Genomic DNA, 12,337 nt, shown 5'->3' on the forward strand with positions numbered 1-12,337 from the left:
ATTTGTTGAGGGCGTCGAGCTCCATGGCGTGGAGGTCCAGGCCGCGCATTTCGGCCAGCTCCTCCATCAGGCGGAAGCGCTTGAGGAATTTCTGGTTGGCGCAGTCGAGCGCGCCGTTGGCCTTGAGCCCCTTGCGTCGTCCCAGCTCCACCAGGGTGAACAGGTAATCCCCGAATTCCTCCTCGGAGGCCTTGGCGTCGCCCGACGCCAGGGCTTCTTTCCATTCCCGCCACTCGTCCGCCAACTGCTCCTCCACGGCCGCGTCCGAGGGCCAAGTGAAGTGGTTGCGCGCGGCCTTGGAGTTGATGCGGTACGCCTTGAGCAGGGGCGGGAGCCCGGAGGGCAGTGAGTCGAACACGCCCTTGCGGTCCGTGTCCTTGTTCTCCTCGCGCTTGGTGGCCTCCCAGTTGTCGTAGAGGGCCTCGCGGTCCTTGAAGCGCTTGTCGCCGAAGACGTGCGGGTGGCGGCGGACCATCTTGGTCGCGCTGTAGTCCAGAGCGTCGGCCAGGTTGAACGCGCCCCGCTGCTCGTAGCGGGTGGCGATGAAGAGCAGGATGAACAGGGTGTCGCCCAGTTCCTCCATGGCCTCGCGGGCGTTGCCGCCGCGGATGGCCTCGATGAGCTCGAAGGTCTCCTCGGCCAGGTAGTCGCACATGGAGATTGGGGTCTGTTCCTGGTCCCAGGGGCAGCCGTCCGGGGCGAGCAGGGCGTCGATGATGTCGAAGAGGTTGAGCAGGGCGGCCGCGTGGCCGTCACGGTTCTTGCCGCTCATGACGGGTCCTCCGGTGGGTTGGGGGATGGGTTCGGGGTTTATTCCTGCGATTTCTCGTCGTCGAGGCCCAAGGCGTCGCGGGTTTCGTCCACGGTTTTCCGGGCCGAGGGCAGGTGCAGGCGCTCGCGCAGGGACTGCGGGGCCAGGTCGCCCACCAGCTCGATGAGGTGCCCGGACCTGGGCGCGAGGTACGATTCCTTGAGCCATGCGGACTCCGGGGCGAAGGACTGGATGAACATGAGCAGGATGAGCCCGATGAGCGCGCCCTCCAGCAGGCCGAAGAGGCCGCCGGTGGTCCGGTCGATCCAGCCGAGCATGGAGATTTCGAGCATGGACCTGACCAGCTTGGTCAGCAGCCAGAAGACCACCAGAGTGCCCACGAATATGATGGCGTAGGACAGCCCGCTGACGATCATCTCGGTGGTGATGTAGGGCTCGAGGTAGGGCGCGAGCAGGTGCTGGTAGCCCGAGGCCAGGTAGACCGCCAGGATGACGGCGGCCAGGGAGAGGACTTCCTGGATCAGGCCGCGGAAGAGCCCGCGGATGAGAAAAATGACGAGTATGCAGAGGATGATGATGTCCAGGGTGTTCATGGGATGATCCTGCGTTGTCGATGAAAAGGGATCGCCTGAGCATTGGACTAGCAAACTGGCTGCCAAATGTGAACCGTGCAGTTGTGTTTTTGTCCGGACCGGTTTCGGCCGCCTGCGGGGTTGTCTCTGTACCGGAACTCGGCTACATGGTACGACCAGTCACCGGCGTTTTCGCCGGACCGGGCGGCGGCCGCCGACCGGCGCGGACGCGAGACTCGAGGAGGGATGGATGCAGGTCTACGAGACCGGGTTTCCCGGCCTGCTGGTGCTGGAGCCGAAGGTTTTCCAGGACGAGCGCGGTTTCTTTTTGGAAAGCTACAACCGCGAGGCCTTTGCGCGGCTCGGCATCGACTGCTCGTTCGTGCAGGACAATCACGCCTATTCGCGGGACGTGTGCGTGCTGCGCGGCTTCCACTTCCAGAAGCCTCCCATGGCCCAGGCCAAGCTGGTCTGGGTGACGCGGGGGGCCGTGCTCGACGTGGTGGTGGACCTGCGCCGGGGCTCGCCCGGCTATGGCCGGTGGCAGCACGTCATCCTGAGCGCCGCCAACTTCAAGCGCATGTTCATTCCGCGCGGCTTCGGCCATGCCTATGTCACCATCATGCCGGACACCGAGTTCCAGTACAAGGTGGACGCTCCGTACTCTCCGGCCCATGAGGGCGGCATCGCCTGGAACGATCCCGACGTGGGCATGGACTGGGAGCCCGCCCTGCGCGGCCGCGCGCCCATCCTGTCCGAGAAGGACCGCCGCCTCGTCCGGCTGGCGGATTTCGATTCTCCCTTCATATATGAGGAATAATGATGTCGATCGACAAACAGCCCAAGGCTGATTTTCCCGAGGAGTGCCACGCCATCGTCCTGGCGGGCGGCTCCGGCACCCGCCTGTGGCCCCTGAGCCGCAACCTGCTGCCTAAGCAGCTCCTGGTGCTGGGCGGCGAGCTGACTCTGCTCCAGCAGACGGTGACCCGCATCCTCCGCGTCTTCGATCCCGAAAAGGTCTGGATCGTCACCAACGAGGAGCACGTCTTCGAGGTGCGCAAGCAGGTCGGAGCCGTGCATCCGGGCCTGGAGGCCCAGGTCCTGGCCGAGCCCCTGGGGCGCAACACGTTGCCCGCTATCATGCTCGGCCTGGAGCAGGTGGTGCAGTCCAGCGAGAAGGCCCTGGCCGCGGTCTTTCCCTCCGACCACCTCATTGGCCGGGCCGACGCCTGGGCGGCCGACCTGGTCCGCGCCGCTCACCAGGCCGTGCGCGAGCGGTTCGTCACCTTCGGCGTGGAGCCGACCAAGCCGGAAACCGGCTACGGCTACATCGCCCTTGGCGGCGAACTGGACGAGGGCGTCTACGAGGTGGACGGGTTCGTTGAGAAGCCGGACCTGCTCACGGCCCAGGCCTTCTTCAAGAACGGCAGCCACCTCTGGAATAGCGGCATGTTCCTGTTCCGGGTCAAGGATTTCCTGCGCCAGGTGGCCAAGTGCCAGCCCGAGCTGTGGGCCTGGTGGATGGCCCGGGGCGAGGTCCCCCTGGTCCAGGGCTACCGCGACATCCCGAACATCTCCGTGGACTACGGCGTGGTCGAGAAGATCGACAACATCACCGTGGTCCGGGCCGGGTTCTCCTGGGACGACCTGGGCAGTTGGGAGGCCATGTACCGCTTGGGCGAGAAGGACGAAAACGGCAATGCCATCCAGGGCGACGTCCTGGCCGTGGACTGCCGCAACTCACTGCTCATCAGCCAGGGCGGCAAGTTGGCGGCCGTGGGGCTGGACAATATGATAATGGTCCAGACGCGCGACGCCACACTGACCTGCCCCATGAAGCGGGTCCAGTCCGTCAAGGACGTGGTGGACATCCTGCGCGAGCAGGGCAGCCGGCTGGTGGAGAGCCATCCCACGGTGGTCCGCCCCTGGGGCAGCTACTGTGTGCTGGAGGAGGGCCCGCACTACAAGATCAAGCGGATTCAGGTCAATCCCGGCGCGTGGCTGAGTTCGCAGATGCATCATCACCGCAGTGAGCACTGGGTGGTGGTGGACGGCACCGCCGAGGTGGAAGTGAACAACAAGGCCGTCATCCTGGTGGAAAACCAGTCCGTGGACATCCCCAAGGCCTCCCAGCACCGGCTGGGCAATCCCGGCAAGGTGCCCCTCAACATCATCGAAATCCAGAGCGGCCCGTACCTGGAGGAGGACGACATCGTCCGTTTCGACGACGTTTACGGGAGGGTGAAGAAATAAAAGGAAAGGTGTCATTCCCGCTTTTAACAAACTGAATTGACATTGTTTTCGATGCTCTGGGAGTTCGTGAAAATTTTCATATTCTCTTGACACGAAAACGATCCTTACCGTATGGAAACGTAGTTCAATTGGTGTGATTTTCACTTAAACTTTAGAGTGATGGGGCGAGGTTATGGAGGAAAGAAAAGCATCGAAACGGTGTGGAGGGGTGTTCCCCTTTATCATCGGCTTCCTGGCCACCTGCATTTTGGGATGGGCTGTGATCCCCGGTCTCTTCTTCGAAAAAGTCGAGCAACCGTTGCGTTTCAGCCACGCCATTCATGTGGATGGACAGGGAATGGATTGCGAAACGTGTCACTATTTCCGGGAGGACGGCTCCTACGCCGGGTTCCCGACCAACGAAGTGTGCGCCGAATGTCACGCGGTTGATCCGGGCGAAGCGATGGAAGCCATCGCCGAGGCCGGCATCGATCCCAAGGACACGGCCGCCATCATGGCCGCCAATCTCGACGTCATCGAGGGAGCTCTGGCTTCCAGCGACGATGAGAACAAGAAGGCCGAACGCGAGTACGTGGTCAAGTATCTCATCCAGGGCAAGGAAGTGCCTTGGCTGAACTATCAGTACCAGCCGGACAACGTCTACTTCTCGCACAAGGCCCACGAGGGCCTGGACATCGCCGAACTGGCCGCGATGAAGAAGGATTTGTCCGACGTGGTCGACCCCGCGGTCTTCGATGAGCCGGGCGAGCACAATTGCAACCTGTGCCACCTCAAGGACATTCAGAAGAACGACACTCCGCCCGCTTTCCAGCGGAATGTCCTCTCCGGCTACAGCAAGATGACCATGAAGATGTGGAAGTGCGAACGGTGTCACGCCCTCAAGGGTCAGCCCAACGCCTGCTACACCTGCCATAAGTAAAGGGGACTGATAATGAGCGTAGCACGCAGAGCTTTCATTCAAATGACTGTGGGCGCCACCGTCGGTATCCTTTTTACTCCGACGGTCTGGAAAGCCCTTGATGACGTGTCCATCTGGACGCAGAACTGGCCCTGGATTCCCCGCCTGAAATACGGCGAGAACAAGGCCGTGGCCACCGTGTCCAAGATGTGCGAATCCGGCTGTGCCGTGAAGGTGCGCACCGTGGCGGGCGAGGCCTTCGGCACCATGGGCAATACGGAAAATCCCATCTCCGGCGGAGGCGTTTGCCCCCTGTGCGCCAATGGCGTCCAGGTCAAGAACAGCCCCAACCGGATCAAGTCGCCCATGCTGAAGGGCGAGGCCGTCACCTGGGACAAGGCCAAGGAGATCGTCGCCGAGAAGCTGGCTGCCGCCGGCTCCAAGGTGGCCGTCATCTCCGGTGACCAGACCGGCACCATCAACGAGGTCTTCTCGGCGCTGCTCGCTTCCAAGGGGAGCGACGCCTTCTACGCCATGCCGTGCGACATGCAGTCCGCCTGCAAGGCCTGGAACGGCCTGATGGGCGGTTCCGGCCAGGTCGGCTACGACATGAAGGGCGCGGACGTGGTCCTGCTGGCCGGGGCCGACGCCCTGGAGTCCTGGGGGCCGACCGTGGCCAACATGAAGGCCTTCGCCGACAACGAGGGCGGCAAGTTCATCTTCGCCGGTCCCTTCCAGACCAAGACGGCCTCCGTCACCAGCAAGTGGGTGCCGGTCCCGGCCGAGGGCATGGCCGCCTTCACCCTGGGCATCTGCTATTATGTGCTGCAGGCCGGCAAGTCCGTGCCCGCAGCCGACTTCGACCAGTTCAAGGCCATGGTCATGAGCGGGTACACCCCGGCCAAGGTCGAGGCCGCCACCGGCGTCAAGGCCGACGCCATGGCGGAAGTGGCCAAGCAACTGCTTACCGCGAAGAGCCCCGTGGTCGTGCCCGGCGGTTCCGTCGGCGCCCACGCCGCCGCCTTCGCCCTGAACCTGCTGCTCGGCGGCGGGATGAAGGTCCTGCCCGAGTTCGCCAAGGCCGTCGGCTCCGCCATGAGCCGCGCGGAAATGATGAAGAACGACATCCTGCAGGGCGTCAACGCCGACCTGCTGTTCGTCTACGAGGCCAACCCCGCCTACGTCCTGGCCGATCAGGTCAAGGCCGGCTTCACCGTGGCCTTTGACTGCGTGAACACCGAAACCACCGCCGCCGCGGACCTGGTGCTGCCCATCCCGCACTCCTACGAGCGGGTGGACGACCTGGCCAGCCCCTACGGGCTGCCGCAGGCCACCTACACCATGGGCGCGCCGGTGTGCAAGGCGAGCCTCGACGTCATGAACGCGGGCGACTTCGTCCTCGGCCTGGCCGACCTCGGCTTCGAGTCCTTCCAGGAAGTGATCGACGCCAAGGTCTCCGCCATCGGCGCGGACGCGGACTCCCTGGTCGAGGGCAACGCCTTCGTCCTGGACGAGACCCCGGACGTGTCCGGCGTCACCCTGGCCGCCAGCGTGCTCGGCAAGGCCGCCAGCCCGGTCAAGGGCACCGGCGCGGTCGCCGTGGCTCCGTACACCCTGCTCAACGTGGGCACCGCCAACCAGGCGACCACGCCCAACGCGCCGTGCACCATCAGCAACAACCAGCTCGTCGGCGACAAGCTGGTCGTGATGATGAACGGGACCACTGCCAAGAAGCTCGGCGTCTCCGTCGGCTCGAAGGTCAAGCTCTCCGGGGGCAGCGGCGAATGCCAGGCCCTGGTGCAGCTCTTCGAGGGCGTCATGGACGGCGTCGTGGCCGCTCCCCTGGGAATGGGTCACACGACCGGCGACGAGTTCTCCAAAGGCAAGGGTGATAACGTCTACAAGATTCTCACGGTGAGCTCGGAGGCCGCCACCGGCGCCTCCACATGGGCCGGTTCCACCGTGAACGTCGCCAAAATCTAGGGGGAACCATGCAGGTTAAAGAATTCAAGATAAAATGGGGCATGGTCATTGATATTGACAAGTGCACCGGCTGCGGCGCCTGCATGATTGGCTGCCAGGTCGAGAACAATATCGCTCCCATGACCAAGAAGGACCCCTACAACTATGTTCAGGCCCTGACCAAGGATCGCGACGATCCTTCCAACAAGCTCAGGACCCTGACCTGGATGAACATCTACGAACTGTCCAACGGACAGCCGTATCCGAATCACGAGACCGCCTACCTGCCGCGTCCCTGCATGCAGTGCGGCAGCCCCGCCTGCGTGCCCGTGTGCCCCGTCGTGGCCACGGACAAGAACGAGGAGGGCGGCATCGTCTCCCAGATCTACCCCCGGTGCATCGGTTGCCGGTACTGCATGGCGGCGTGTCCATACCATGCCCGGTACTTTAACTGGTGGGATCCCCTCTGGCCCGAAGGCATGGACAAGGGACTTTCCACGGCCGTTTCCCCGCGTCCCCGCGGCGTGGTCGAGAAGTGCAACTTCTGCCATTCCCGCTACCTGGACGCCAAGGACAAGGCCCGCCAGGAAGGTTCCGATCCGATGAACCTGCCCGACGGGGCATACGTCACCGCCTGCACGGATATCTGCCCGACCAAGGCCATCCACTTCGGCGACCTGAACAACCCCGAGCACAAGGTGTACGAGCTCTCCCGGAGCAAGCACGCCTTCCGTCTCCTCGAAAAGCTCGGCCTGCATCCCCAGGTCTACTACATGAGCGAGCGCGAGTGGGTGCGTAAGCAGGGCGACAACTACAACGCCGGTGGCGGCGCTCATCACTAAGGGAGGCTGACTGATGGATAGCAAACTCTTCCCGGAAGGGACGCAGCGTTGCGGACTGGGCAAATTCCTCATCTGGATCGCCGTGATTCTCGGCTTCTTCAGCTGGGGTCTCTATGCCGCCGTCCTCGTCCTGTATAACGGCATCGGCACCACCGGCCTGGACAACTACTTCGGGTTCGGTGCCTGGATCACCTTCGACCTTGCGGTCATCGCCCTTGGCGCAGGCGCGTTCTTCACCGGCCTGCTCAAGTACATCCTCAAGATCAAACAGCTTGAGAAGATCATCAACCTGACGGTTATCGTCGGCTTCATCTGCTACTCCGGCGCCATGCTGGTGCTGACGCTCGACATCGGCCAGCCGGGCCGCGCGTGGTTCGGCTACTGGCATCCGAACGTCCACTCCATGCTGACCGAAGTTATCTTCTGCATCACCTGCTACTGCACCGTCCTGATCATCGAGTTCGTCCCGCTGGTCCTGGAGCAGAAGCAACTGAACAAGATTCCGTTCATCCACGCCCTGGCGCACAACATGCACATCAACATGGCGCTGTTCGCCGGTCTGGGCGCGTTCCTGTCCACGTTCCACCAGGGCTCCCTCGGCGGCATGTACGGCGTGCTCATCGGCCGTCCGTTCGCCTTCCGCGAGGGCTTCTTCATCTGGCCGTGGACCTTCTTCCTCTTCGTCCTCTCCGCCGTGGGTTCCGGTCCGGTCTTCACCGTCCTGGTCGCCACCTTCATGGAGAAGCTGACGGGCAAGAAGCTGGTCGACTTCAAGACCAAGGCGCTCATGGGCAAGATCGCCGGCACCATGCTCTGCGTGTACATGTTCTTCAAGATCCTGGACACCTGGGCCTGGGCCACCGGCTACCTGCCCTCCGTGGGCCTGACCTTCGATCAGATGTTCTACGGCGTCGCCTACGGCAAGTGGCTGCTCTGGACCGAGATCGTGATCTGCGGCGTGGTCCCGGCGATCATGCTGGTCACCCCGTCCATCCGCAATCGCCCGGCGCTGCTTTACACCGCCGCGCTGCTGGACTGCCTGGGAGTGTCCCTGAACCGCTACATCTTCACGGTTCAGACCATCGCCTTCCCGGCCATGCCGTTCGACAAGTGGTACGTTTACTACCCCAACTGGGTGGAATACGCCTCCTCGATCATGATCGTGGCCTACGGGTTCCTGGTGCTGAGCCTCAGCTACCGCTACCTGCCCGTGTTCCCGATGGAGACCAAGTTGAACTACCAGTCCGGCGAATAGCTCCGGACGCCCCTTCACAAACGAAAGGCCCGCTCGAAAGAGCGGGCCTTTTTCGTTTGGCGCGCAACGGTCCGCGCCTTGTCGCTGGGAGAAGGCTGCGGTATTCCATGTTGCAATTATCGTAAAGTCTATGATAACGGGACGGCAAGAGGGGAGGCGCAACAAGGAGGACCGGCCATGCTCAGAGACGGCAAGATCGTATTCATCAGCGACATTCACATGTGTTCCGACGAGGCGTTGCGCAAGAATGGCTCCTTCCATCCCTGGGGGTGGCTCGGCGAGGAGCGCGCGCTGAGGCTTGGCAGGTTTCTCTCGGACCTTGCCGACGACCCCCGGCTGCATACCGTGGTCGTGCTCGGCGACCTGTTCGACGACTGGGTCGCGCCCTCCAGCATGGAGCCGGTGGAGAAGAATGACGCGCCGGACGCGCTGTTGCACAGCATCGCCCAGGCGGAGCACAACCAGCCCATCAAGGAGGGCTTCCTCCGGCTGGCGAGGGCGGGCAAGGAACTGCGCTACGTCCGCGGCAACCACGACATGTTCCTCTCGGACGGCCTGCTGCACTCGTATGTGCCGGATTTCATCTGCGAGCCCGACGCTTCCGGGCCCGGCACAGGAGCCTTCGTCATCGACGGGCTGCTCAGGGCCGAGCACGGCTGCGCCTATTGCCTGGCCAATGCTCCCTACATGGAGGACGGGGCGTACCGCTATCCCGTGGGCTACTACCTGGCCCGCATCGACGCCTACAAACGGGCGGTGACTGGGAAGCAATCCAATTACTTGGCGATCTTTCTCAATATGTTGGGGAGCCTCAAGCCCGAAGTGCGGGTTGGCGAGGCGGTCCTCGCCACGGCCAAGGCGGCCAGGATGCTCGGATCCTGGTTCATCATGAACCGCGACTATCCCAAGAGCATCACGGTGCGGGAGGTGGCGGCCCAGTTCATGGACTGGTTTGTCGAGTGGGACCGGCGCGGCTATCCCGTTTCCTCGGATGATGCGTTCCAGGCGGAGCTCGGTCGGCTGCATTCGATCATGTACAAGCTGTGGCTGAAGCCGAAGACGGTCAAGATCGTCGTCTGCGGCCACACCCACATGGCCAAGCTGGTGACCTATCCCACCCGGCAGCAGCAGGACCGGGAATGGCCCAGCAAGGCCATCTATGCCAACTCCGGCGCCTGGATCGACGAGAAGCGGTTCCCCTCCTGCGTCGAGGTGGACGTCACGGTCGGGAAAAACCGGGCCGACGTCCGCTGCCTCCGGGTGCTCAAGAGCGGGGCGTTCCAGGTCGTCGGCGAAGGGTTCGTCCACATCAACGGCTAGCTGCCTTGCGCGGCGTCAGGAACGGCCGGGGCGCTACGCCTCGGCCGTTTCCGTTTTCGGCCCGGCGGCTTCCTTCTTGCCGCCGCGTCTGTCCATCCAGGTCTGGAAGTCGTCCATGTACGTATAGAAGATGGGGGTCAGGTACAGGGTGACGATCTGGGACAGGACCAGGCCGCCGACCACCGCGAGGCCCAGGGGGCGGCGGACTTCCGCGCCCGCGCCGATGCCCAGCGCGATGGGCAGCGCGCCCATGATGGCGGCCAGCGTGGTCATCAGGATCGGCCGGAAGCGGGTGGTCGCGCCCTTGAAGGCCGCCTCCCGGGGCGTCAGCCCGGTCTTTTCCGCCTCCAGGGCGAAGTCCACCACCATGATCGAGTTCTTCTTGACGATGCCGATGAGCATGATGATGCCGACCATGCCGTAGAGGTCGAGGTCGTAGCCGAAGAGCAGCAGGGTGAGCAGGCCGCCGAAGGCCGCCGAGGGCAGGCCCGAGAGGATGGTCAGCGGGTGGATGAACGACTCGTAGAGGCAGCCGAGCAGGATGTAGATGGCCACGATGGCGATGCCGAGCAGGAAGTAGAGCGAGTTCATGGACTCGGCGAAGGCCCCGGCCGTGCCCTCGAACATGGTGCTGACCGTGTCGGGCAGGTGCTCCTTGGCCAGCTTGTCCACGGCCTCGGTGATCTCGCCCATGGACGTGCCCGTGCGGCCGTTGAAGTTGAAGGTCACGGACTGAAGCTGGCCGGTGTGGTTGACCGTCACCGGCCCGGTGGTCTCGCGGATGTGGCTCAGGGCGTCCAGCCGGACCAACTGTCCGGAGGCCTTGGAGCGGATGTAGAGCATGGACAGGGCGTCGGCGTTCTTCTGGAACTCCGGCTTGAGCTGCATGATGACCTTGTACTCGTCCACCGTGGTGTAGATGGTCGAGATCTGCCGCTCGCCGTAGGAGGTGAACAGGGCCTGCTCCACGTCGTCGGCCGAGACGTTCAGGCTGGAGGCCATGTCGCGGTCGATGTCGATCTCCACCTGGGGCGTGCTGATGAGCAGGTCGCTGTTCACGCCGGTGAAGAGCGGGTCCTTGCGCATGATGACGTCGAAGTCCTGGGCCGCCTTGTAGAGGGTATGGGCGTCCGGGCAGAGCAGGGTGAACATGTAGTCGCCCTTGGACTGCTTGCCGCCGATGGGGATCATGGGCGGGTTGACCAGGTAGGTCTCCAGGCCGGGGATGGAGTTGGTGGGAATCCACAGGCTTCTCAGGATGTCGTCCAGCTCGGCGCGCTTGCTCGGCTTGTCCAGGATGGCGATGGACATGCCCTGGTTGGAGAGCGGATTTCCGATGATCTGGATCTGGTGGATGATGCCGGGCGTATGGGCCAGGATGGGAATGAGCTTCTTTTGCCGCTTTTCCAGGGAGTCGTAGGAGATGCCCTGGCGCGCCTGGGTGAAGCCCATGATGACGCCCTGGTCGTCGGCGGGCAGGAAGCCCTTGGGAATGATGTAGAACGCCCCGGCCGTGGCCAGGAAGAGCAGGCCCGCCACGACCATGGTCGCGGCCCGGTGGCGGAGGCACAGGTGCAGGCTGGCCTCGTACCAGGCGGTCAGCTTGCGGAACAGGGCGTCGGACTCGGCGATGCGGCTCTTTTCCTTGAGCAGCCGGCTGCCGAGCATGGGGGTGAGCGAGAGGGAGACCACGCCCGAGACCAGGATGGCGGCGGTGATGGTCATGGCGAACTCGTGCAGCACGCGGCCGATGATGCCCGCCATGAACATGATGGGCACGAAGACGATGGCCAGCGAGAGGGTCATGGAAAGGATGGTGAACCCGATCTCGCTCGCGCCGTCGCGCGCGGCCTGGAGCGGGGTCTTGCCCATCTCCAGGTGGCGGACGATGTTCTCGATCATGACGATGGCGTCGTCCACCACGAAGCCCACCGACAGGGTGAGCGCCATGAGCGAGAAGGTGTCGAGGGTGAAGTCCATGGCCTTCATGACGATGAAGGTGGCGATGATGGAGAAGGGGATGGCGATGGACGCGATGAAGGTGGAGGCCAGGTTGCGCAGGAAGATGAAGACCACCAGGACGACCAGGGCCACGGCCAGCTCCAGGGTGAACTTCACGTCGTGCACCGACTCCTGGATGAACTCGGACTTGTCGTGCACGATGTTCAGCTTGATGGAGGCGGGCATCTGCGACGTGATCCAGGGCAGCTTGGCCCGGATGTCGTCGACGATCTCGATGGTGTTGGTGCCAGGCTGGCGCTTGATGGCGATGGTCAGGCTCTTCTCGGTGTTGAACCAGGAGCTGAACCGTTCGTCCTTGACCCCGTCCTCCACCAGGCCGAGTTCGGAGAGGCGGACGGGCTGGCCGTTGCGGTAGGCCACGATGACGTTTTTGTAGGCGTCGGCCCGGATGAGCTGGCCGTTGTCGTCCAGCATCAGCGACTGCTCGGCGCCCTCCAGGGT

General features: G+C 63.5%; 10 protein-coding genes. 7 read left to right on the forward strand and 3 right to left on the reverse strand.

Features of this window, described 5'->3' with window-relative positions; translation table 11 throughout:
- Positions 1 to 772, reverse strand: a 772-nt coding sequence (gene mazG / locus PHP91_RS15385; RefSeq protein WP_300142669.1) for a nucleoside triphosphate pyrophosphohydrolase, incomplete at its 3' end; no start/stop codon positions are given.
- A gap of 38 nt (positions 773 to 810) precedes the next feature.
- Positions 811 to 1,365: a CvpA family protein gene (locus PHP91_RS15390; protein ID WP_300142672.1), complete on the reverse strand. Its 555-nt coding sequence runs from the start codon at positions 1,363 to 1,365 to the stop codon at positions 811 to 813.
- Between the two features lie 229 nt (positions 1,366 to 1,594).
- Between PHP91_RS15390 and rfbC the strand changes: the two genes are divergently transcribed.
- The 7 genes from rfbC (at position 1,595) to PHP91_RS15425 (ending at position 9,874) form a co-directional block, all read left to right on the forward strand.
- On the forward strand, positions 1,595 to 2,164 hold the full coding sequence (gene rfbC, locus PHP91_RS15395) for a dTDP-4-dehydrorhamnose 3,5-epimerase (protein ID WP_300142675.1): 570 nt from the start codon (positions 1,595 to 1,597) through the stop codon (positions 2,162 to 2,164).
- A gap of 2 nt (positions 2,165 to 2,166) precedes the next feature.
- Positions 2,167 to 3,597: a mannose-1-phosphate guanylyltransferase/mannose-6-phosphate isomerase gene (locus tag PHP91_RS15400; RefSeq protein WP_300142678.1), complete on the forward strand. Its 1,431-nt coding sequence runs from the start codon at positions 2,167 to 2,169 to the stop codon at positions 3,595 to 3,597.
- A gap of 172 nt (positions 3,598 to 3,769) precedes the next feature.
- Entirely contained in the window at positions 3,770 to 4,516 is a 747-nt protein-coding gene (locus tag PHP91_RS15405) for a cytochrome c3 family protein (protein ID WP_300142681.1), read from the forward strand.
- 12 nt (positions 4,517 to 4,528) lie between these two features.
- Positions 4,529 to 6,478: a menaquinone reductase molybdopterin-binding-like subunit QrcB gene (qrcB, locus tag PHP91_RS15410; RefSeq protein WP_300142684.1), complete on the forward strand. Its 1,950-nt coding sequence runs from the start codon at positions 4,529 to 4,531 to the stop codon at positions 6,476 to 6,478.
- A gap of 8 nt (positions 6,479 to 6,486) precedes the next feature.
- Positions 6,487 to 7,299, forward strand: coding sequence for a menaquinone reductase iron-sulfur cluster-binding subunit QrcC (gene qrcC / locus PHP91_RS15415; protein WP_300142687.1), 813 nt, complete (start codon positions 6,487 to 6,489; stop codon positions 7,297 to 7,299).
- 13 nt (positions 7,300 to 7,312) lie between these two features.
- Positions 7,313 to 8,554 (forward strand): menaquinone reductase integral membrane subunit QrcD, encoded by a 1,242-nt coding sequence (qrcD, locus tag PHP91_RS15420; protein WP_300142690.1) that lies wholly within the window; start codon positions 7,313 to 7,315, stop codon positions 8,552 to 8,554.
- Between the two features lie 177 nt (positions 8,555 to 8,731).
- Positions 8,732 to 9,874 (forward strand): metallophosphoesterase, encoded by a 1,143-nt coding sequence (locus PHP91_RS15425; RefSeq protein ID WP_300142693.1) that lies wholly within the window; start codon positions 8,732 to 8,734, stop codon positions 9,872 to 9,874.
- A 33-nt stretch (positions 9,875 to 9,907) separates the two neighbouring features.
- Here the strand turns inward: PHP91_RS15425 and PHP91_RS15430 are convergent.
- Positions 9,908 to 12,337, reverse strand: a 2,430-nt coding sequence (locus tag PHP91_RS15430; protein WP_300142696.1) for an efflux RND transporter permease subunit, incomplete at its 5' end; no start/stop codon positions are given.

The sequence above is a fragment of the Pseudodesulfovibrio sp. genome, from assembly GCF_028692895.1.
GTDB lineage: Bacteria > Desulfobacterota > Desulfovibrionia > Desulfovibrionales > Desulfovibrionaceae > Pseudodesulfovibrio.

Excerpts from the sequence above, each read along its gene's own strand:
- PHP91_RS15400 (WP_300142678.1), top strand. The coding sequence starts at position 2,167 with ATGTCGATCGACAAACAGCCCAAGGCTGATTTTCCCGAGGAGTGCCAC.
- qrcC (WP_300142687.1), top strand. The coding sequence starts at position 6,487 with ATGCAGGTTAAAGAATTCAAGATAAAATGGGGCATGGTCATTGATATT.
- PHP91_RS15390 (WP_300142672.1), bottom strand. The coding sequence starts at position 1,365 with ATGAACACCCTGGACATCATCATCCTCTGCATACTCGTCATTTTTCTC.
- PHP91_RS15425 (WP_300142693.1), top strand. The coding sequence starts at position 8,732 with ATGCTCAGAGACGGCAAGATCGTATTCATCAGCGACATTCACATGTGT.
- PHP91_RS15405 (WP_300142681.1), top strand. The coding sequence starts at position 3,770 with ATGGAGGAAAGAAAAGCATCGAAACGGTGTGGAGGGGTGTTCCCCTTT.
- qrcD (WP_300142690.1), top strand. The coding sequence starts at position 7,313 with ATGGATAGCAAACTCTTCCCGGAAGGGACGCAGCGTTGCGGACTGGGC.
- rfbC (WP_300142675.1), top strand. The coding sequence starts at position 1,595 with ATGCAGGTCTACGAGACCGGGTTTCCCGGCCTGCTGGTGCTGGAGCCG.
- qrcB (WP_300142684.1), top strand. The coding sequence starts at position 4,529 with ATGAGCGTAGCACGCAGAGCTTTCATTCAAATGACTGTGGGCGCCACC.